Annotated in this window: 22 protein-coding genes; 7 read left to right on the forward strand and 15 right to left on the reverse strand. The window is 37.2% G+C overall.

Features of this window, described 5'->3' with window-relative positions; all coding sequences use genetic code 11:
- The first annotated feature begins 28 nt into the window (after nucleotides 1-28).
- Nucleotides 29-700 carry a lysophospholipid acyltransferase family protein gene (locus I6U49_RS05525; RefSeq protein ID WP_317191847.1) on the forward strand — a complete coding sequence of 224 codons (672 nt, stop codon included), beginning with the start codon at nucleotides 29-31 and terminating at the stop codon, nucleotides 698-700.
- Nucleotides 701-760: 60 nt separating this feature from the next.
- On the opposite strand, the gene I6U49_RS05530 is transcribed toward I6U49_RS05525, so the two are convergent.
- From I6U49_RS05530 to recA, 4 genes are all read right to left on the reverse strand, one after another.
- The gene (locus tag I6U49_RS05530) at nucleotides 761-2,191 is read right to left on the reverse strand and encodes a hypothetical protein (RefSeq protein WP_198627901.1); all 1,431 of its coding nucleotides are present in this window, start codon (nucleotides 2,189-2,191) and stop codon (nucleotides 761-763) included.
- Nucleotides 2,188-2,730, reverse strand: coding sequence for an RNA polymerase sigma factor (locus I6U49_RS05535; protein ID WP_193712104.1), 543 nt, complete (start codon nucleotides 2,728-2,730; stop codon nucleotides 2,188-2,190). The genes I6U49_RS05530 and I6U49_RS05535 overlap by 4 nt, the downstream gene beginning before the upstream one ends.
- 15 nt (nucleotides 2,731-2,745) lie before the next feature.
- The gene (locus I6U49_RS05540; RefSeq protein WP_198627902.1) at nucleotides 2,746-3,228 is read right to left on the reverse strand and encodes a hypothetical protein; all 483 of its coding nucleotides are present in this window, start codon (nucleotides 3,226-3,228) and stop codon (nucleotides 2,746-2,748) included.
- A gap of 131 nt (nucleotides 3,229-3,359) precedes the next feature.
- Nucleotides 3,360-4,376: a recombinase RecA gene (gene recA / locus I6U49_RS05545; protein WP_193712102.1), complete on the reverse strand. Its 1,017-nt coding sequence runs from the start codon at nucleotides 4,374-4,376 to the stop codon at nucleotides 3,360-3,362.
- 330 nt (nucleotides 4,377-4,706) lie between these two features.
- On the opposite strand from recA, the gene trhO reads away from it, so the two are divergent.
- The 6 genes from trhO to I6U49_RS05575 all read left to right on the forward strand — a co-directional run bounded on the left by trhO (nucleotide 4,707) and on the right by I6U49_RS05575 (nucleotide 11,601).
- On the forward strand, nucleotides 4,707-5,738 hold the full coding sequence (gene trhO / locus I6U49_RS05550) for an oxygen-dependent tRNA uridine(34) hydroxylase TrhO (RefSeq protein WP_198627903.1): 1,032 nt from the start codon (nucleotides 4,707-4,709) through the stop codon (nucleotides 5,736-5,738).
- Nucleotides 5,739-5,946: 208 nt separating this feature from the next.
- Nucleotides 5,947-7,107 (forward strand): PSP1 domain-containing protein, encoded by a 1,161-nt coding sequence (locus tag I6U49_RS05555; protein ID WP_193712100.1) that lies wholly within the window; start codon nucleotides 5,947-5,949, stop codon nucleotides 7,105-7,107.
- On the forward strand, nucleotides 7,100-7,591 hold the full coding sequence (locus tag I6U49_RS05560) for a gliding motility lipoprotein GldH (RefSeq protein ID WP_193712099.1): 492 nt from the start codon (nucleotides 7,100-7,102) through the stop codon (nucleotides 7,589-7,591). Before I6U49_RS05555 ends, I6U49_RS05560 begins: the two co-directional genes overlap by 8 nt.
- Nucleotides 7,592-7,603: 12 nt before the next feature.
- Complete coding sequence (locus I6U49_RS05565) at nucleotides 7,604-9,916, forward strand: penicillin-binding protein 1A (RefSeq protein ID WP_198627904.1); 2,313 nt, start codon at nucleotides 7,604-7,606, stop codon at nucleotides 9,914-9,916.
- Between the two features lie 202 nt (nucleotides 9,917-10,118).
- Entirely contained in the window at nucleotides 10,119-10,820 is a 702-nt protein-coding gene (locus I6U49_RS05570; RefSeq protein WP_198627905.1) for a CoA transferase subunit A, read from the forward strand.
- Nucleotides 10,821-10,947: 127 nt separating this feature from the next.
- Nucleotides 10,948-11,601 carry a CoA transferase subunit B gene (locus I6U49_RS05575; RefSeq protein WP_193712096.1) on the forward strand — a complete coding sequence of 218 codons (654 nt, stop codon included), beginning with the start codon at nucleotides 10,948-10,950 and terminating at the stop codon, nucleotides 11,599-11,601.
- A 57-nt stretch (nucleotides 11,602-11,658) separates the two neighbouring features.
- Here the strand turns inward: I6U49_RS05575 and I6U49_RS05580 are convergent, their stop codons facing one another.
- The 11 genes from I6U49_RS05580 to I6U49_RS05630 form a co-directional block, all read right to left on the reverse strand.
- Complete coding sequence (locus tag I6U49_RS05580) at nucleotides 11,659-12,024, reverse strand: DUF6616 family protein (protein ID WP_198627906.1); 366 nt, start codon at nucleotides 12,022-12,024, stop codon at nucleotides 11,659-11,661.
- A gap of 108 nt (nucleotides 12,025-12,132) precedes the next feature.
- On the reverse strand, nucleotides 12,133-12,849 hold the full coding sequence (locus I6U49_RS05585; protein WP_198627907.1) for a 3'-5' exonuclease: 717 nt from the start codon (nucleotides 12,847-12,849) through the stop codon (nucleotides 12,133-12,135).
- On the reverse strand, nucleotides 12,833-13,987 hold the full coding sequence (locus I6U49_RS05590) for a serine hydrolase domain-containing protein (protein WP_198627908.1): 1,155 nt from the start codon (nucleotides 13,985-13,987) through the stop codon (nucleotides 12,833-12,835). Before I6U49_RS05590 ends, I6U49_RS05585 begins: the two co-directional genes overlap by 17 nt.
- A gap of 12 nt (nucleotides 13,988-13,999) precedes the next feature.
- Complete coding sequence (locus I6U49_RS05595; protein WP_198627909.1) at nucleotides 14,000-14,476, reverse strand: methylated-DNA--[protein]-cysteine S-methyltransferase; 477 nt, start codon at nucleotides 14,474-14,476, stop codon at nucleotides 14,000-14,002.
- Entirely contained in the window at nucleotides 14,427-15,554 is a 1,128-nt protein-coding gene (locus tag I6U49_RS05600) for a CNNM domain-containing protein (RefSeq protein WP_198627910.1), read from the reverse strand. Before I6U49_RS05600 ends, I6U49_RS05595 begins: the two co-directional genes overlap by 50 nt.
- Before the next feature lie 132 nt (nucleotides 15,555-15,686).
- A complete protein-coding gene (locus tag I6U49_RS05605; protein WP_198627911.1) occupies nucleotides 15,687-16,166 on the reverse strand; it encodes a hypothetical protein in 480 nt (159 codons plus the stop codon).
- A 95-nt stretch (nucleotides 16,167-16,261) separates the two neighbouring features.
- The gene (locus I6U49_RS05610) at nucleotides 16,262-16,615 is read right to left on the reverse strand and encodes a hypothetical protein (RefSeq protein ID WP_193712089.1); all 354 of its coding nucleotides are present in this window, start codon (nucleotides 16,613-16,615) and stop codon (nucleotides 16,262-16,264) included.
- A 55-nt stretch (nucleotides 16,616-16,670) separates the two neighbouring features.
- On the reverse strand, nucleotides 16,671-17,660 hold the full coding sequence (gene hemB, locus I6U49_RS05615; RefSeq protein ID WP_198627912.1) for a porphobilinogen synthase: 990 nt from the start codon (nucleotides 17,658-17,660) through the stop codon (nucleotides 16,671-16,673).
- Nucleotides 17,661-17,706: 46 nt separating this feature from the next.
- Nucleotides 17,707-18,057 carry a four helix bundle protein gene (locus I6U49_RS05620; RefSeq protein ID WP_198627913.1) on the reverse strand — a complete coding sequence of 117 codons (351 nt, stop codon included), beginning with the start codon at nucleotides 18,055-18,057 and terminating at the stop codon, nucleotides 17,707-17,709.
- A 40-nt stretch (nucleotides 18,058-18,097) separates the two neighbouring features.
- On the reverse strand, nucleotides 18,098-19,000 hold the full coding sequence (hemF, locus tag I6U49_RS05625; protein ID WP_198627914.1) for an oxygen-dependent coproporphyrinogen oxidase: 903 nt from the start codon (nucleotides 18,998-19,000) through the stop codon (nucleotides 18,098-18,100).
- Nucleotides 19,001-19,003: 3 nt separating this feature from the next.
- Nucleotides 19,004-19,462, reverse strand: coding sequence for a DUF6973 domain-containing protein (locus I6U49_RS05630; protein WP_198627915.1), 459 nt, complete (start codon nucleotides 19,460-19,462; stop codon nucleotides 19,004-19,006).
- Nucleotides 19,463-19,484: the final 22 nt, after the last annotated feature.

Consider the following 19,484-nt stretch of genomic DNA (forward strand, 5'->3'; position numbering starts at 1 on the left):
TATATTACTTGTAATACCAATTTTGCTAATGTTACCGGTACTTTTGGTGTTTTCTTCGGCTGAGCGATTTTACCCAAAATTTTATTTTTGTGCCCGTATTTGGGCAAAATGTATCTTATATGGAATGGGTTTTTATCCTGAAGTTGAAAGAATGCAGCAACTTGACCCCGGTAAAAATTACATGTTAGTGGCCAATCATACTTCTATGATAGATATTATGATGATGCTCGTGATTATTAAACAGCCCTTCATTTTTGTTGGAAAGAGGGAACTTGCTAAAATTCCTATTTTTGGTTTTTTCTACCGAAAAACCAATATCACCGTAGATAGAAGTTGTGCTAAAAGTAAGCAAGATGTAGTAACCGAAGCGCGCCGAAGATTAGATATGGGAGAGAGCATTTGTATTTTTCCCGAAGGCGGTGTGCCAGACGATATGTCTTTGGTTTTGGATTCCTTTAAAGATGGTGCTTTTAGATTGGCTATAGCCCATAAGATTCCTATAGTGCCCATTACTTTTTATGACAATAAAAAAAGGTTTTCCTATAAGTTCATTTCGGGAGGGCCGGGTAAGCTACGGGTGAAAATCCATAAGTTTATAAGCACCAAAACAATGCAAACCGGCGATAGAAAGATATTGAAGGAACAGACGAGACAAATTATTTTAGACGAGCTTACCAAAGAAACTAAAAAGAAGGAATAAGCTTTTAAAAGTCTTCCATTTAAATTTTTAGAAGAATCTTAAATGCAATAGTTACCCTGTCTAAAAGCTAAAACTAACACCCGAATAAACACCAAAATAAAAGGGTTTCACGCCCGGTGCATCATCAAAAGTTTCTAGCTGATATTTAAATATAGGCTCTACATTCAACTTAAAATTGTCAAAAAGTTTATAATCCAGCCCCACACCTATATTTGTACTAAAGCTCACTTTGTTAATATTCTTAGCTTCTCCAAGCCTTGTGTTTTGGTTATTGGCATTTACCTGTATACTATTTTCATCTAGAAATAAGCTACTTCCGCCGGCAATTATATTAAGTCCTACCTTTTTATCCAGTAAGTTGTATTCTATTTCCAGGGGCACTTCAATAAAACCAAACTGTTGGTTGAGTTCTCCTGGGAAAGATCGACTTAAAGGAGCTAAATCAAATTGACTTTCTGAATTTGGTGAATTTGGCGATCCGCTATGTACACTATTTAATTGAGGATTGTTTTTTTTGTTATCATTAATAATACTTATTGAGCTTGCTGCAACTCCGGGAGAGAATACAATATCCTCAATATTGTAGCTCATGCTAACTTTTGAGATTCCGCTCCTTATCTTTATCTTATCTGAAATAGCGTAGGCCAGGTTCATTCCATAGGCCATACTCACTTCAGAATTGGTTTTGTTTCCTGCAAATTCTGGATCTATCGCGCTGCCACTCCCAATATTATCGTAAAAAACCGGGGCTGCAAAAGTGCTTAAACGAAGTTTCTTTTTTGAAACGGTTGCAATACGCTCTTCGTCTTCTTCAAGCCTTTTTTCTTTTTCCAACTCAGCTAACGCGTTTGGTTCTTCAGGGGAAAACTTCCTATTTTCCCCGCTATTGTTTTCAGCAATAGCTTCTGTAATATCTTTGTCAGCCTGTTTTTCTGGGTTGAATGGGTTGACCTTATTTTTTGGGTCTTTTGAAGATGATTCACTTTCTTCGGCTATGGCCGTTTTATTGTTTTTTTCTTCTGAAGGATTGATTGCAGGTTCTCTATTTTCTTCAGAAGGATAGGTTTTGTCACTGCTGTGGCTTTTTTTAGTATTAGCAGCAATTGCAGTGTTGCTTTGGACAATGTTTTGGTTAACTCTAGTTGAAGTAGATGGTTTCTCCAGGCTACTTAAAAGTTCTGAAGCTATAGTGAAACTGGTATTAGTGTTTATGTTTGGAAAGTTAATGTTGGGCTTTGCTTCTTCTTCTATTTCAAAGACTACCCGGGTTTGGGTAAAATTATTTTGGCTAAAGAAGTATCCACTTAGCATAAGCGCTAAAACTGCGGCAACACCACCAATTTTCATCCATAAAGGAATTATAAATGGTCTTTTCTCATCTTTTTCATTTAATTTTCCGGCAATAGAATTCCATAATTCAGGTTTGGGCTCAGGGTTATAATCCCTAAACTTTTCCTGGTATAGCCGGTCTATATTTTTTCTTTCTTTCATAGCGATTGCACCTTATTGCCGTCTAGATGACTTTCTATTTTTTCTTTTAAAATATTCCTGGCACGGGCAAGGTTAGATTTTGAGCTGCCAACGCTAATGCCAAGCATGTCTGCAATTTCTTTATGTGAAAACCCGTCTAAAGCATACAGGTTAAAAATTTGCCGATACCGTGTAGGAAGTTCCTGAATTTTTTCTAAAAGAAAATCTGTGCTAATTTCTTCATTATCGACCTCTATTTCAGGGTCTTCCAGTAAGTTTTCATTAATAATCTCGAAATACCTATTTTTTCTGTGTTGCTGCAGGCTGGTATTTATTACAATGCGTTTCATCCAGCCCTCGAAAGAACCTTTGTCTTTATACTGCCCTATTTTGTTGAAAATTGTAATAAAGCCGTCCTGCAGGCTGTCTTCGGCCTGTTCATAGCTGTTAGAATATTTAAGGCACAGGCCAAAAAGTTTTCCGGCGTACATGCGGTAAAGCTTTTCCTGTGCCTTAATATCCTTTTTTTTACACTTATTTATGAGTTTTTTTAAACTCACCAACTTAACTATTTGTTATGCGTTAGTATTTTCTTCTGGTGTTTCCGGCTCTGGTTCTCCTACCGGTACATCTATTGTTATGTATTCTGGCTTGTCGTTACTGTCAAAACCTGATAAGAAATTAAAACGGTAAGTAGTGTAATCTTCTGATCTTACTCTAAAGTCTTCAAAAAGTTTTGAGGTTTTGGATAAATTCTCACTTTCTTCAGTACACTCTGTAAGCGCAGGATCGTAAGAAGAAATGGCGCTAATATTATATACATAAATAGAGTCGTTTTCCTCATCTTTTCCCTGATTACCATCAAACGTCACAAATTTATGGCAGGCTGAATTTAAAGTGTAATCTGCATTAATCTCGTAAGTTTCATCCTTTTCAAAATACTCGGGTAAATCTGCATCAGTGATTAGAGCAACATCATAAGCAATACTTGGACCATCGTCTGTATTGCAACTTACCAACACCAATGCACTCACAAATAATAAAATTAATCTTTTCATTTTAATAATTTTGATTTTAAATTGTTTTATTGTCTTATAGATGCTTAGCACCTTAAAAGGTTGCGTTTTGAAATAAAAAAAATCCCTGTAAAAAGGGATTTTTTTGACTTTGCTATTGTTTTAACAAACACCTATGCTTCTTTAGCAATTTTAATGGCGTTTTTTATCTTTTCCTCCAGTTCTTCCATTAAATCTGGATTGTCTTTTAATAGGGTTTTTACCGCGTCACGTCCCTGCCCTAATTTAGTGTCTTCATAACTAAACCAGGAGCCACTTTTCTTTACGATCTCGTAATCTACACCAATGTCTATAATCTCTCCAATTTTAGAAATTCCTTCGCCATACATAATGTCAAACTCTGCCGTTTTAAAAGGTGGGGCAACTTTGTTTTTTACCACTTTTACACGGGTTTTGTTCCCCAAAACATTGCTGCTACTATCTTTTATTTGGGTAGAACGTCTTATATCTAAACGTACCGAAGCGTAGAATTTTAGGGCATTACCACCAGTGGTGGTTTCTGGATTGCCAAACATAACCCCAATTTTCTCCCTTAGTTGGTTAATAAAGATTACTGTACAATTGGTTTTGCTAATTGAGGAAGTTAGTTTTCTAAGTGCCTGAGACATTAAACGGGCATGCAAGCCCATTTTAGAATCGCCCATTTCCCCTTCAATCTCGCTTTTTGGAGTAAGTGCTGCAACCGAGTCTACCACAATAATATCTATGGCACCAGATCGAATTAAATTATCGGCAATTTCTAAGGCCTGTTCTCCGTTATCGGGTTGAGAGATAATTAAGTTTTCTATATCTACTCCAAGTTTTTCTGCATAAAAACGATCAAAAGCATGTTCAGCATCAATAAAGGCGGCAATGCCTCCTTTTTGTTGAGCTTCAGCTATAGCGTGTAAAGTTAAGGTTGTTTTACCCGAAGATTCCGGCCCGTATATTTCAATAACCCTTCCGCGTGGATATCCTCCAATGCCCATGGCTAAATCTAAGCCCAAAGAACCGGTAGAAATAGCATCTATATCTACTACGGCCTGGTCGCTCATCTTCATTACCGTACCCTTTCCGTAGGTTTTGTCCATTTTATCCAGGGTAAGCTTTAATGCTTTTAATTTTGCTTCTTTTTCTTTATCGTTGCTCATAGTTTGAATAATCTGTTTAGAGAGTTGCTAAATTACTATAAGTTTTGTTGCATCACAATTTTATATACATGGCTTTTGAATATTTACTTTTTCCTCCTGGACTTACATGAAAAATAGTGTTTTTTGGTTTAGGTTTTTTTGGCTATATCAGGAATTTTAAAAATAAAATATATTTTTGAAGATTTAACGATGCAAAACCGCGTGTAAAGTTTAAAAATTGAATTAATAACAAAGAAAACTTCAGAAATTGATTTTAATGCATTTTTTCATCCTTAATTTTTAAACGTATCTTTGCAAAAAATTTCTTTAACCTTAACTAATTAGTATAGCATGCAACTGTACAATAAATTAAGTGCTAAAGAGAGAGAAACACTTATAGACGAAGCAGGTGAAGACCGTTTAACGCTCTCTTTTTATGCCTACGCCAAGATTGGCAATCCGCATTTATTTAGAAACCATCTTTTTATTGCCTGGGACAACATGGATGTACTGGGGCGAATTTATGTTGCCCACGAGGGGATTAACGCTCAACTTTCTGTTCCGGCAAAACGTTTTGAAGAATTTAAGGAGTTTATAGACAATATTTATTTTCTTGAAGGCGTGAGGCTTAATATCGCAATAGAACACGATGCTAAGGCCTTTTTAAAACTAAAGGTAAAGGTGCGTAAAAAGATTGTGGCCGACGGTTTAAACGATAGCACCTTTGATGTAACCAACAAAGGAGTACACGTAGATGCCTTAAAGTTCAACGAGCTTATTAGCGATCCTAATACGGTGTTGGTAGATATGCGAAACCATTACGAAAGTGAAATTGGTCATTTTCAGGGGGCCATCACTCCAGATGTAGACACTTTTAGGGATTCTTTGCCAATTATAGAAGATGATCTCAAGGAATATAAGGAGGATAAAAACCTGGTGATGTATTGTACCGGGGGTATTAGGTGTGAAAAAGCCAGTGCCTATTATAAACATAAGGGCTTTAAGAATGTATATCAATTGGAAGGTGGTATTATTGAATATGCCCGCCAGGTTGAAAAGCAAAAACTGGAGAATAAATTTATTGGTAAGAATTTTGTTTTTGATCATCGCCGGGCCGAGCAAATTTCAGGAGAGGTCATTGCAAATTGTCACCAATGCGGAAAGGCTTGCGATACGCACGTAAATTGTGCCAATGAAGCTTGCCATTTACTGTTTATTCAGTGTGAGGAATGTGCCAAAAAAATGAATAATTGTTGCTCTACCAGCTGTATGGAAATTGCAGCTTTGCCTTACGAAGAGCAAAAAGCACTTAGAAAAGGTAAGGGAAATAGCAATAAAATATTCAAAAAAGGGCGTTCTAAAGTTTTAAAATATAAAAGTTAACAAAGCGTTCTAAAAAGAGAGTGCCAATTAATATTGGTATATTTACTCGATAATCGAAATTTAAATGTTTAGAGGATTGCCTCTATTTAAGTGTAAACTTTCGGTTTATAACTCTTGGGATTGTCCCGGGGTTCTTTTTTTAGAAACTCAATATAAACCCAAAAGTCTGCAAATTAATTTTGTAAGGCTTCCAACATATAAACTATTTATGGCTTGTAGCAGTTGCTCAACCAAAGACGGTCAGCCAAAAGGATGTAAAAATAATGGTACCTGTGGTACAGATTCCTGTAATAAACTTTCTGTATTCGATTGGCTTTCAAATATGTCTATGCCCAATGGCGTAGAAGCTTTTAATTGCGTGGAAGTGCGCTTTAAAAACGGAAGAAAACACTTTTTTAAAAATACCGAAAACCTAAGCCTTAGTATGGGAGATGTAGTTGCCACCGAGGCTTCTCCCGGCCATGATGTAGGTATGGTAAGCCTTACCGGAGAACTGGTTAGGGTGCAAATGAAGAAGAAAAAAGTAAAACCCGATAGTGAAGAAGTTTTAAAAATTTACCGAAAAGCTACTCAAAAAGACATAGATGTTTGGGAAGAAGTACGCGAAAGGGAAGAACCCATTAAGAAACGTGCCCGGGAAATTGCCATTAGACTTAATCTAAGTATGAAGATTAGCGATGTTGAATTTCAGGGAGATGCTTCAAAAGCTACTTTTTATTATACGGCCGATGATCGTGTAGATTTCCGTCAGTTAATCAAGGAATTTGCCAGGGAATTCAATACACGTATTGAAATGCGCCAAATTGGTTTAAGGCAGGAAGCAGCCCGTTTGGGTGGAATTGGTTCCTGCGGGCGAGAGCTATGCTGTTCTACCTGGCTAACAGATTTTAGATCGGTAAGTACCTCGGCGGCAAGATACCAGCAATTATCATTAAATCCGCAGAAATTAGCGGGACAATGTGGTAAGTTAAAGTGTTGCCTTAACTACGAGCTCGACTCTTACCTGGAAGCTTTAAAAACATTTCCAAGAACCGATACGAAGCTATTTACCAAAAAAGGAACTGCAGTTTGCCAGAAAATAGATATTTTTCAGGGGGTACTTTGGTATGCTTATGAAGGCGAATGGATGAACTGGCATAAATTAACTGCAGAGCAGGCCAATAAAATAATTGCTGCAAACCGAAAGAAAGAAGATGTTGGTAGCCTGGAGGAATTTGAAGTACAGCTTCAAATGGAAGAAAAACCAGATTTTAATAATGTTGTTGGCCAGGATAGTTTAACACGCTTTGATAAACCCAAAGGCCAGCAAAAAAGAAACAAGTCAAAAAAACGAAGAAAACGTAAAGGAAAACCTTCTAAGAATGCGTAATGCCTGTATATTTTTAATTTTTTTTGGCGCTTTTGCCTTGTTTACTTCCTGTGATAAAAAACGGGTTTACGACGAATATCAGCCTATAACCGGAGGTTGGGAAAAAGATTCTAGCCTTGTTTTTAACCTGGGAGAATTAGACTCGTTACAAACTTATAACCTGTTTATAAATCTTAGGAATAATAAAGATTATAAATACAGCAATTTATTTTTGATTACCGAAATGCGTTTTCCGCAAGGAAAGGTAGTTACCGATACTTTAGAATATGAAATGGCAGCACCAGATGGAACCTGGCTTGGTACGGGTTTTGGTGATGTAAAAGAAAGCAAACTCTGGTATAAAGAGAATGTAAGTTTTACCGAACCCGGAGAATATAAAATTGCCATTAAACAGGCAATGCGTAAAAACGACGAGGTAGAGGGAATAGAAAATTTAGAAGGAATTACCCACGTAGGTTTCAGGATTGAAAAAGACCTGCAATAATATTTTATATACATGGCCGCAACAAAAAAGAAACAGCAAAAGACCAAAACCAGTAAAAGGCCTTATATTATTGGATTTTGGACTTTTTTTGGAATAGGATTTTTAGCTGTAGTTTTAATTTTTTTAATGGCAGGTTGGGGTGCTTTTGGCAAGATGCCCAATTTTGAAGAGCTGGAGAACCCTGAAACTAATCTCGCTACCGAAATTTTCTCTTCAGATGGGGAAACCCTGGGGAAGTATTATAGCGAAAACCGTACGCCTATAAAATATGAAGACCTTCCAGATCATTTAGTGGAAGCCCTTGTTGCCACAGAAGACGAGCGTTTTTATAAACATGCTGGGATAGATGCTAAAGGCACTATAAGAGCAGCAGTCTACCTGGGTACCCGTGGAGGTGCCAGTACCATTACGCAACAGCTTTCTAAATTATTATTTACCGAACAGGTTTCAAATAACCCTTTTGCCAGGATTTTACAAAAAGTAAAAGAATGGATAATCGCTACCCGATTAGAACGCCAGTACACAAAAGAGGAAATTATTACCATGTATTTTAATAAATACGATTTTGTGTATCAGGCTGTTGGGATTCGTTCGGCTTCAAAAATTTACTTTGGTAAAGAAGCTAAAAATCTTAACATAGAAGAATCAGCGGTATTGGTAGCAATGTTAAAGAATGCTGCTTTATACAATCCTGTACGTAGGCCCGAACTGGTAAAACAGCGTCGTAATCAGGTTTTTGTTCAAATGTATAAAAACGGTTATTTGTCTGAGCAAGAAAAAGATTCACTTCAAAAATTACCCTTAAACCTTGATTTTTCCCCTGAGGGCCACGATGAAGGGATGGCAACCTATTTTCGTGTATACCTACAAGGCTTTATGAAAGACTGGATAGAAAAAAATCCAAAACCCGATGATACCGAATATAGCCTGTATCGCGATGGTTTAAAGATTTATACCAGTATAGATTCTAAGATGCAGCAGTATGCCGAAACTGCAGTAGAAAGACATATTTCACATTTGCAGAAGGAATTTGACAGGCAAAATGAGAAAAACAGGACCGCACCTTTTAGAGATTTAAATCAGGAGCAAATTAATAATATTGTGAAAAGTGCTATGCGACGTTCTGTGAGATGGCGCGAAATGAAAGAGCAGGGTAAATCTGAGGAGACCATCCTGGCTTCTTTTGATAAAGAAACCAAAATGCGTGTCTTTTCCTGGGATGGGGTAAAGGATACCATTATGACTCCTAAAGATTCTATTTTTTATTATAAAGGCTTTTTACAGGCAGGTTTAATGTCTATGACACCGCAAACAGGGGAAGTAAAAGCCTGGGTTGGAGGTACTAACTTTAAACATTTTAAATACGACCATGTTAAACAGGGTAAGCGTCAGGTAGGCTCTACCTTTAAGCCTTTTGTGTATGCCACGGCAATAGACCAGCTAAAGCTTTCTCCCTGTGATATAATGCCTAAAAACAGGTTTACTATCGAAGCCGGTAAATATGGAAATGCAAAAGATTGGTCTCCATCAAATGCTAATAGAAAATACGAGGGAATGATTAGTTTAAAGAATGCCCTTGCACAATCTGTAAATACGGTAACCGCCCGGCTTATAGATAGGACCGGACCAGGACCGGTAATAGATTTGATTAAAAAATTAGGCGTAGATACTGAAAACTTTTCTGAAGGTCCGGCAATTGCTTTGGGTACCGAAGACATGAGTCTTTTTGAAATGGTATCGGCATATAGCACTTTTGTAAATGAAGGGGTATATGTGAAACCGGTTATTGTAAACCGAATTGAAGATAAAAACGGAACGGTACTTTATCAACATGTTCCAGAAACCCGCGATGTGCTTAATAAAGAAGCGGCTTATGTAACGGTGAATATTTTAGAAGGAGTTACACAGTACGGTTCAGGGGTTCGTTTACGTGGCACCTATGCCAAAGATTTTGCTCATTACAAACGCGGAGTAACCGGGTATCCATATGATTTTAAAAATCCTATAGCAGGTAAAACCGGGACCACGCAAAACCAAAGTGATGGCTGGTTTATGGGTATGGTACCTAATTTAGTGACCGGAGTTTGGGTGGGTGCTGAAGATAGAGCAGTTCATTTTCCTAGTTTAACCTATGGGCAGGGTGCTACTATGGCATTACCAATTTGGGGGATGTATATGAAAGATCTTTATGCCGATGAGGAACTTGATGTATCAAAAGGTAATTTTCCAAAGCCCGATAATCTGTCTATACAGGTAGATTGTGAAGAATATAATGAGGAAAACCAATCTGAAACCGATAGTATCCCAGATGAACTTGATTTTTAAATCCTCTAGAGGTTTTAATTTTACTTGATTTATCTAACATTTTAAGAAGTATTTTTCGATACATAACTCGTGGTATTCCTCCAGGAGTTTTTGATTATTTATCAAAAATTAAGCGTTATTTATTAGAAAAATATAATCTGCAAGCTTAAAAGCATTGTAACAGCATTTTTATTTTCGTATTTTTCGGTAAAATTAAATACCGATGATTAAAAAAACTGTAGCAAATGTAAAAGATGCTTTGCAGGGAGTAGAAGATGGTATGACGTTTATGCTGGGAGGGTTTGGCCTTAGTGGTATTCCTGAAAATGCCATTTCAGAATTAGTACGTCTTAATGTAAAAAATCTTACCTGTATTTCTAATAATGCCGGGGTAGATGACTTTGGCCTCGGACTTTTACTTCAAAAGAAACAAATAGATAAAATGATTTCTTCCTATGTGGGAGAAAACGATGAGTTTGAGCGCCAAATGCTTAGCGAAGAATTGGAAGTAGAACTTATTCCACAGGGAACATTGGCCGCACGCTGCCAGGCTGCACAACAGGGCTTTCCCGCCATATATACACCCGCAGGTTACGGTACCGAGGTTTCGCAGTTTAAAGAAACCCGCGAATTTGATGGGAAAATGTATGTTTTGGAAAGAGCTTTTAAAGCCAATTTTGCCTTTGTAAAAGCCTGGAAAGGTGATAAAGCCGGGAACCTTATTTTTAAAGGAACCGCACGAAACTTCAATCCTCTAATGTGTGGTGCTGCAAAAATTACGGTTGCCGAGGTAGAAGAATTGGTAGAGCCGGGAGAATTAGATCCAAATCAAATTCATATTCCGGGCATTTTTGTACAACGTATTTTTGAAGGAAAAAATTACGAAAAGCGAATAGAGAAGAGAACGGTGAGAAAAGTGAGTTAAGGGTTAAGGGTTAAAAGTGATTAGTTTTAGGCTTACATTAAGAAACTAATTCTAATTTGAAGCATATCTGTGCACTCTAATTATTAGACCATTAACAAATAACTAATTAACGAATAACTAGTAAAGGATGTTAGACAAAGAAGGAATAGCAAAACGCATAGCCAAAGAGGTAAAAGATGGGTATTATGTGAATTTAGGAATTGGAATTCCTACCCTGGTAGCCAATTTTGTACGCGATGATATAGAAGTAGAGTTTCAAAGTGAAAACGGAATTTTGGGAATGGGCCCTTTTCCTATAGAAGGTGAAGAAGATGCCGATTTGATTAATGCCGGAAAACAAACTATAACAGCCCTTCCCGGAGCAAGTTTTTTCGACTCTGCGATGAGTTTTGGAATGATAAGAGGGCAGCACGTAGATCTAACAATTTTGGGAGCTATGGAAGTGGCCGAAAATGGCGATATTGCCAACTGGAAAATTCCGGGGAAAATGGTAAAAGGCATGGGAGGTGCTATGGACCTTGTTGCCAGTGCCGAAAATATTATCGTGGCAATGATGCATACCAATAAAGCCGGCGCTTCAAAATTGCTTAAAAAATGTAGCCTGCCTTTAACAGGTGTTGCTTGTGTTACAAAAATTGTGACTAATCTTGCGGTTATTGAAGTTACCAAAGATGGCTTTAAGCTCCTGGAACGAGCTCCCGGAGTAAGTGTAGAAGATATTAAAAAAGCTACTGAAGGAAAGTTGCTGGTAGAAGGCGATATTCCTGAAATGGAAATATAAGTAACACCTGTTTTGGAATGTTTAGAATTAAATCTTCCAAAACAGGTGCTAAGTTATTTACGCATCTAAAAAAGAGGTAGACGTTTCTTTTATATTAACAAGAAAATCTATGGCCTCGTCTCTGGCAATAATTTCTCCGCGTGAATTGGCTTGAGAAAAATATTTGTACCAGCCAACACGATCTAAATTTTCCTCCAACATTTTCACTTCCTCCTTAGAAGGCATTTTCCAAACCGTGATATACCTGTAATCACTTCGGTAGGGAGTATGTTCATCATTTCGCGCCCATCCCATATTCTCTACGCCACGGGATTTCATTTCTTTAATGCGCTCTTCCATATTTGTGAATACCTTACGGCGTTCTTCAACAGTGAGTTTTAACCATCTGCGGGTAACGTTCCACATTTCAATATACAAATACATATCTCTAGGTTTTATTGGTTGTACTTAAAGTTAGGAAATATTTGATGGATAATCCTTTAGCTTAGGTTAAAATACTATAGAATATGATTAAACTCATACTTCAAAAAATTATGAAACACTTATAACTTCTGAAGCCTGTAATAAATTTTCCTGGCGCAGCTTTAAAACAACCTGGGCAATAGCAAGTACATCTTTCTCGCAATAATCGACAATACGAGCTATATCTTTTTCAATGTAAAATACATCCCTTACATCGCTACCCGAAATATCATCTTTTGGAGAAGGTATTTTTAATACATTGGTCAATAATTTTAGGGAAGTATAATGTTTATAATCTCCAAACTTCCAGAGTTCTAAAGTATCTAGATGTGGTACTTCCCAGGGCTTTTTTCCGCTTAAATTAAGTTTTGTGGGTAGTGGCAAGTTATGAATTAGCATTCTACGCGCAATAAATGGAAAATCGAATTCTTTCCCATTGTGGGCACAAAGTAGGTGCTGAGGTTTTGAAAAATGCTCTTCTAATAATAACGAAAACTCTTGTAGTAAGTCTCTTTCTTCCCCTTTAAAAGTGGTAAGCCTAAAGGATCTGTTTTTATTTTTAAAATTAAAAAAGCCTACCGAAATACAAACAATTTTTCCAAATTCTGCCCAAATCCCGGCGCGGTCATAAAACTGCTTTGCAGTAAAATCATCTTTGCGTTGGTATTGGGTTTTTGATTCCCAGAGCAATTTTTTTTCTTCATCAAGATCGTTGAAATTTTCAAATTCGGGCACCGTCTCAATATCAAGAAAAAGAATATGCTCCAGTTTAATTTTTTGCAGCATTGTTTAGCATTTTATAAGTCTCATCAATATACTTATAGAAATCGGGTGCGTGCTCTTCATCTTCTTCTTTTTTAATCAGGTTTTCCCCCAATCTTACAATAATCAAATCATCTTCAGGTATTACAATAACATACTGCCCTCGAATACCACGCATATAAAAAATATCTTTGTTTTTATAATCGCTAAGCCAAAAACCATAGCCATATTGCGGGCTATCTTTAAAACGGGGTTTAATAGATTTCTCTACAAAGTCAGGATCCAGAAGCTGTTCTTCGTTCCACATACCCTGGTTTTTATAAAGTTTCCCAAAACGTGCAAAATCCCGGGCATTGGAAGCTATACAGCAATAGGCTTTTTCCATCCCGCTCTCCTCGCTGTCTAATTGCCATAAAGCATCTTGTTGCATTTGCATGGGCTTCCAAAAACTATCGCTTAAATATTGTGAAAGTTTTTCTCCCGTGGCTTTTTCTATAAGCATACCCAGTAAAATAGTGTTTCCGCTAAGGTATTTAAAGCTTTCTCCTGGAGTTTCTGTTACTTCAAGGCGTAATACCAGTTCGCGAATATTTTCATCAAAATAGGCACGGGCAGTCATCCCAAAGGGGTTGTAATAATTTTCGTTCCAATTTAAGCCTGAAGACATGGAGGCTAAATCACCTACTTTTAGCTTAGGTGTAAACTGTGGAAAGAAGTCGGCTACCGGTTGCTCCAAACTTTTTATATACCCGTCTTTAATGGCTTTTCCCAATAATGCAGCAACAATGCTTTTGGCCATAGAAAACGAATTGGTTTTAGAACCTGGCCCATATTCCTGAAAGTATTTTTCGAACCAAATGCTGTCGTTTTTTATAATTAGGAATGCGGCGGTTTCCAGCTCTTCGTTTAGCTCGGCAAGATTTTCTGTAGGGGTAACCGAGTTATAATTTGGGTGTTCTGGCCAGGTGCCTGTTTCGGAGCCGGCTTCAATAAGCCTGTTTTCAAAATGTGGATAATCATCTATAAAAGCTGTATTATGGCCTTGAAAATAGGTGGTTTGAATGCCGCGGAAAATATAACCAAAATCGAATATAATAAGAATTACGATGGCTATGGAAAGGGTGAGAATTACCGAACCAATAATTTTTAAAAATCTAATCATAGGATTAAGGGTTTAGAACATGGAAAGTTGTGAAGAATTATTTTCGTGGTTTAAAAGCCATTGCTTACGTGATAATCCACCTGCATATCCGGTTAGGGAATCGTCACTGCCAATTACGCGATGGCAGGGAATTACTATCCAGAGCGGATTTTTTCCGTTTGCCGAAGCTACTGCCCGTATTGCCTTTTCGTTACCCAGCTTTCTGGAGAGTTCAAGGTAACTACAGGTTTTTCCAAAAGGAATTTCGTTAAGCGCTTTCCAAACTTTTTGCTGAAAAGCAGTGCCTTTGGGGTTAAGCTTTAAGCTGAATTCTTTAAGATCTCCTTTAAAATAATCGTTTAATTCTTGAACTGCCAATTGAAAAAAAGGAGGTATTTCTGTTGAAGTTGGAATTTCTTCATCCAGGATTTGAATTGCCGTTATTCCCGCTTCGTCTCCACTAATGCTGGCCGTTCCCAGCGGAGTTTTCAGAAATATCTGATGTGGCATCTGCGTCTTCCTCATTGTCTTTCCTTTGAATTAACCCAAGGCGTTTTGCTCTTTTTTCCCAGTTTTGGCGTGCCAGCATCTGCATATCTTCAATACTATCACTTTCATCCATAATTTCAAGGCCTAAAAGCGTTTCAATAATATCTTCCATGGTTACCAGGCCAACCGTATTTCCAAATTCATCTACAATCATGGAGATATGCCCTCTTTTTTGAACAAAATTCTCAAAAAGTTCGGGTATTGGGGTGTCTGCCGCACTCATAAAGATTTCTCTTTTTAAAGAGCTTAAAGGCTCTGGCCCCCTATCATCAATCATTTGTTCCAGCACATCATCTTTTAATATGAATCCTGTTACATTGTTGGTTTGGTTCTTATAAACAGGAATCCTGGAGAATTTAAGGTTTTTATGGGTTCTGTGAAACTCTTCTATGCTGGTATCTTCATTTTCAATAATAGCAACAGAATAGGGCGTCATTACATCTTTTGCTTTAACCGATTTAAATACCAGGAGGTTTTTAATAACCGTTGTTTCACTTTCATCAAAAACACCTTCTTCCTCGGCAGCATCTGTAATTGCAGCAAATTCTTCGCGATTCATAGACGAAACATGGGCCGATTTCCCTATTAACTTAGTGGTAAGCATCATAAACCAAAGTATCCCGGTGTATTGCAGCGGGAAGATCATTATTTTAAGGGTTTTTGCCGTGAAATTTCCTAAAGATTGCCAATAGGTTGCACCAATGGTTTTAGGGATTATTTCAGAAAGAATCAAGATAGCCATGGTCATAATTGCAGATACTATTCCCACTGCATTGCCACCATCGCCATAAATTTTTTCTGCCTGTACCCCCACCAAAATAGCACCAACAGTATGGGCAATAGTATTAACAGTTAATATGGCAATTAAGGGTTTGTCTATATCCTGCTTAAAATTTGCCAGAGTTGTAGCGTATGCTTTTCCTTCTTTATTTTTAATTTTTATATAAGAAGGGGTTACACTCAATAAAGCTGCTTCCAGGATAGAACACATAAAAGAAAAGAAGATGGAAAGAACAGCAAATAAAATTAGTAATCCCATATTAGTTTTAAGGCTTGTTTGAAATACTAATTTAAAGATAATTCCTGCAAACAGGTACAAAGAAATGATAAAACATCAAAAACCGCCCCAATAGATAGAAATTGGGGCGTAATAAGAGTTGTTTAGGAGGTTTTAAGCCGAAAGTTTTTCATTAATTATGCGCTGCCACTTCCTCGCAATAACCAAACTTTCTGATGCATTGTTGCGCTCATTTTCATTATTATCTTCATCATAAAAGATAATTTTGGTGAGTTTTTGATGTTTTTTGCTTTCTGAAATGTCTAAACTAACGCTTTTAATTAGTTTGTTGTTTTCAGGAAAAGTGCAAGAGTTTACTGTGCTACTTTTTACTTTAGTAAGGTCTAAAATTTTGTGTTGCATATTATTGGTAGGCTCTACAATAAGCAATTTATTTGCTTTGGTATCTAAGCCAAGTAATAGATTGGCCGAAACCTCAAAAGTGTCTGCGTTCAAGTTGTTTTGAGCACTTATGTTTTTAAGATTTTTTAGCCTGTTTTTTTCTTTGTTGTTTTGTTGCCAAATAAGGTATAGCACCGGCAGCATAAATAATGCTAAAAGGCCAAGGCCAATTAGTGTAGATACGGTATCCATTTTTGTAAAATTTAGGTGATTTTTTATGTGTTTGCTCTGTTATAGAGCCAGATATGATTTACGAAAAAGCTTGAATTTTTCGGAAACCTGTATAATCACCAGAAAAAATGGAAAGGATAAATATATTGTAGGATTAACTGCCTTTGATCTAAATGATTGAAAAATGCTAATTTCCCAATGTAAGGTGGCAGTATTTCTTTTGAAGTTAAAGTAGAAACAAAACTTCCTGAAAAATCTAGGCTATTTTCCTCTGAGGTGCTGTGTTCAGAACTAAGGTTTTCGGCAAATAGAACAGCTTGTTTGTTCTGTTCAGCTTGTAGATAATCGTAATTTCTGGAATCGAGATTCTCATCAGAAAAACCAGAAAAAGCAAAACCCTGCCCTGAAAAGGACATAAATAATATGGCTAATAGCGCATATAAAGTTCTAAAATTTTTCTGGTGTTTCATCTAGCAAAAGTATATAAAAACCGGTTTGTTAATTCCTAAAATTTAGTTATAAATTTTAAGAAATAAGCTTTACTGCATCCCTGACAAAATAACTGGCAATCATTGATGCCCCGGCACGTTTTATAGCGGTTAATTGTTCTAATACTACGGCATCATGGTCTAGCCAACCTTTTTCGGCCGCAGCTTTTATCATTGCATATTCCCCACTTACCTGGTAAACAGCTACCGGAATATCTACTACATTCCTAATGTCTCGAACAATATCTAAATAACATAGGCCGGGTTTTACCATCACAATATCTGCACCTTCCTCAATATCCATAAGGGTTTCTTTAACTGCTTCCTCACGGTTGGCAGGGTCCATTTGATAGCTTTTTTTGTCTTTTGGAATATTCTCGGCATCAACCGGTGCAGAATCCAGAGCATCCCTAAACGGCCCGTAAAAAGCCGATGCATATTTGGCACTGTAACTCATAATTCCGGTTTCATAAAACCCCTTATCTTCCAATAAATTTCGCATTTCCAGAATTCGACCGTCCATCATATCGCTTGGTGCGAGGATATCGGCACCGGCTTTGGCATGAGAGAGTCCCATTTCAGCCAAGATGGCGGTGGTGTCGTCATTACTAATTTTCCCATCGGTAACTACTCCGTCGTGTCCATAAACAGAATAAGGATCCAAAGCAACATCGGTCATAACCAACATCTCAGGGACTGTATTTTTTACGGTTTTTATGGCTCGTTGCATAAGTCCGTTTGCATTTAAAGCTTCTGAGCCAGCATTATCTTTTAGGTTTTCAGGAACCTTTACAAATAGCAAAACCGATTTAATTCCTAAAGCCCATAGCTCTTTTACCTCTTTCTCTAGCAAATCAAGACTAAACCTAAAATAATTGGGCATAGAAGCGATCTCTTCTTTTTTGTTTTTCCCTTCCACCACAAAAAGTGGTGCGATAAAATCGTTTGGACTAATCGCGGTTTCTCTTACAAGACTACGAATAGCCTCATTAGTCCTTAATCTTCTATTTCTTCTTAGTGGATACATTTTTTTGGCTTTAAGCCAATAGCTATAAGCAATTAGCTGTTGGCGTTTAATTTAATTTTTGAATTAAAGAGTTCAGCATTTTTTTAATTTCCTCTACTTGAAAAATTATTGGCTTGCTTTGCGCCTCTGTTATAAAATTAAGATCAACACTTAATAGAATTTGATATTCTAATTCATTGACTGAACCAAATGCAATGTAGAGAAATCTTGCAAAATCTTTGTCGCTTTTCCTTCCACAACCTTCAGCAATATTTGTGGGAATAGAACTGGAAGAATGTTTCATTTGGCTAACCAAACTATAAAGCTCTTCTTGAGGATAATTGGCTAGTATTTGATAAACATCAAGCGTGAGTTTATGAGCTTTTTCCCAAACTGAATAATTTTTATAGTTTCTCATATTTCCCTGCTTAATGCTAAAAGCTAAAGGCTGATAGCTATTAAACCCAATTTCGTGGTTTTTCCAAAACTTTTATTAATTTTTCTTCCTCGCTGCCTGGTTTGGGATGGTGGTTGTAAGTCCATTGTACGTGCGGGGGGAGGCTCATTAAAATACTTTCAATTCTTCCGTTGGTTTTTAATCCGAACAGGGTGCCTTTATCGTGTACTAAATTAAATTCTACGTAGCGTCCGCGTCTTATTTCCTGCCAGTTGCGGTTTGCCTCATTATAGGATAGGTTTTTGCGTTTCTCTACAATTGGAACATAGGCTGCAAGGAAACTATTGCCTACTTCGGTCACAAAATCATACCAGTCTTTAATAGTTTTTTCTTCTGAAGCTTTTAGATAATCAAAAAATAGTCCTCCAATTCCCCGGGCTTCATTTCTATGGGAATTCCAGAAATATTCGTCGCATTTTTTCTTGTATTCGGGATAGAATTCGGGAGAATGTTTGTCGCAAGCTTCTTTTGAAACCTTATGGAAATGCACGGCATCTTCTTCAAACAGGTAATAGGGTGTAAGGTCTTGCCCGCCACCAAACCACTGGTCTAAAACCTTTCCATCTTTATCATACATTTCAAAATAACGCCAATTGGCATGAACGGTAGGTACCATCGGGTTTTTTGGATGTATTACCAGGCTAAGGCCACAAGCAAAAAAATCTACATCTCCCACTTTAAAATATTGTTGCATAGCCGGGGCCAAAGGTCCATGTACCGCCGAAATATTTACACCGCCTTTTTCAAAAACAGCGCCATTTTCTATAACCCGGGTTCTACCGCCACCACCTTCTTCTCGTTCCCAAAGATCCTGGTGAAACCTGGCTTTACCGTCTATTTCTTCTAATTTCCTACAGATTTTATCCTGTAATTTTTCAATGTAATTATAAAATTCCGCTCTCATTTTTCAATCTTCAATATAAACCAGGTTGTTTTTTGTTTTCGCTATTTCTTTAGTTTCAGATACTTTACGGGCGCTTTTCATCTTTTCCTGAAGCAGTGTGATAACTGCTTTAGATGATAAATGAGTTCCCTGAAATATAGCCTGCCCAAACCTGTTATTATGTAAATCCATTGCTTTGGCAAGCTTTTGATTTGGAGAAAGCTTTTCGTGCAAACCCGTAAATTGATCACTCCAAATTCTGGCAGCTTCTACCGATTGAGAAATTCTAAAACATTCCCGGCAAATCAAATAATTCCACAGCGCGTGTCTAAAGGCATTTTCTTTGCCATTTTTATGATGCTCTTTTTGATAAAGTTCATCACAAATCTTTAAGGTTTCAATAGTAGCCCGGTAGGTGGGTAACATATAGCGCGGTTTACTTATAAAAACTTTAAAGACTGCAAGCAGCTCTTTAAAGTTCATATTTTTAATTCGCGCCCAGACT

Origin of the sequence: Salegentibacter maritimus, from assembly GCF_016236915.1 — a bacterium.
GTDB lineage: Bacteria > Bacteroidota > Bacteroidia > Flavobacteriales > Flavobacteriaceae > Salegentibacter > Salegentibacter maritimus.

Excerpts from the sequence above, each read along its gene's own strand:
- I6U49_RS05585 (WP_198627907.1), bottom strand. The coding sequence starts at position 12,849 with ATGCTGCAAAAAATTAAACTGGAGCATATTCTTTTTCTTGATATTGAG.
- I6U49_RS05630 (WP_198627915.1), bottom strand. The coding sequence starts at position 19,462 with ATGAACTTTAAAGAGCTGCTTGCAGTCTTTAAAGTTTTTATAAGTAAA.
- I6U49_RS05540 (WP_198627902.1), bottom strand. The coding sequence starts at position 3,228 with ATGAAAAGATTAATTTTATTATTTGTGAGTGCATTGGTGTTGGTAAGT.
- I6U49_RS05565 (WP_198627904.1), top strand. The coding sequence starts at position 7,604 with ATGGCCGCAACAAAAAAGAAACAGCAAAAGACCAAAACCAGTAAAAGG.
- trhO (WP_198627903.1), top strand. The coding sequence starts at position 4,707 with ATGCAACTGTACAATAAATTAAGTGCTAAAGAGAGAGAAACACTTATA.
- I6U49_RS05570 (WP_198627905.1), top strand. The coding sequence starts at position 10,119 with ATGATTAAAAAAACTGTAGCAAATGTAAAAGATGCTTTGCAGGGAGTA.
- recA (WP_193712102.1), bottom strand. The coding sequence starts at position 4,376 with ATGAGCAACGATAAAGAAAAAGAAGCAAAATTAAAAGCATTAAAGCTT.
- I6U49_RS05555 (WP_193712100.1), top strand. The coding sequence starts at position 5,947 with ATGGCTTGTAGCAGTTGCTCAACCAAAGACGGTCAGCCAAAAGGATGT.
- I6U49_RS05620 (WP_198627913.1), bottom strand. The coding sequence starts at position 18,057 with ATGAGAAACTATAAAAATTATTCAGTTTGGGAAAAAGCTCATAAACTC.
- I6U49_RS05600 (WP_198627910.1), bottom strand. The coding sequence starts at position 15,554 with ATGGGATTACTAATTTTATTTGCTGTTCTTTCCATCTTCTTTTCTTTT.
- I6U49_RS05560 (WP_193712099.1), top strand. The coding sequence starts at position 7,100 with ATGCGTAATGCCTGTATATTTTTAATTTTTTTTGGCGCTTTTGCCTTG.
- I6U49_RS05530 (WP_198627901.1), bottom strand. The coding sequence starts at position 2,191 with ATGAAAGAAAGAAAAAATATAGACCGGCTATACCAGGAAAAGTTTAGG.
- I6U49_RS05610 (WP_193712089.1), bottom strand. The coding sequence starts at position 16,615 with ATGAAACACCAGAAAAATTTTAGAACTTTATATGCGCTATTAGCCATA.
- I6U49_RS05580 (WP_198627906.1), bottom strand. The coding sequence starts at position 12,024 with ATGTATTTGTATATTGAAATGTGGAACGTTACCCGCAGATGGTTAAAA.
- hemF (WP_198627914.1), bottom strand. The coding sequence starts at position 19,000 with ATGAGAGCGGAATTTTATAATTACATTGAAAAATTACAGGATAAAATC.
- I6U49_RS05525 (WP_317191847.1), top strand. The coding sequence starts at position 29 with ATGTTACCGGTACTTTTGGTGTTTTCTTCGGCTGAGCGATTTTACCCA.
- I6U49_RS05605 (WP_198627911.1), bottom strand. The coding sequence starts at position 16,166 with ATGGATACCGTATCTACACTAATTGGCCTTGGCCTTTTAGCATTATTT.
- hemB (WP_198627912.1), bottom strand. The coding sequence starts at position 17,660 with ATGTATCCACTAAGAAGAAATAGAAGATTAAGGACTAATGAGGCTATT.
- I6U49_RS05595 (WP_198627909.1), bottom strand. The coding sequence starts at position 14,476 with ATGCCACATCAGATATTTCTGAAAACTCCGCTGGGAACGGCCAGCATT.
- I6U49_RS05575 (WP_193712096.1), top strand. The coding sequence starts at position 10,948 with ATGTTAGACAAAGAAGGAATAGCAAAACGCATAGCCAAAGAGGTAAAA.
- I6U49_RS05590 (WP_198627908.1), bottom strand. The coding sequence starts at position 13,987 with ATGATTAGATTTTTAAAAATTATTGGTTCGGTAATTCTCACCCTTTCC.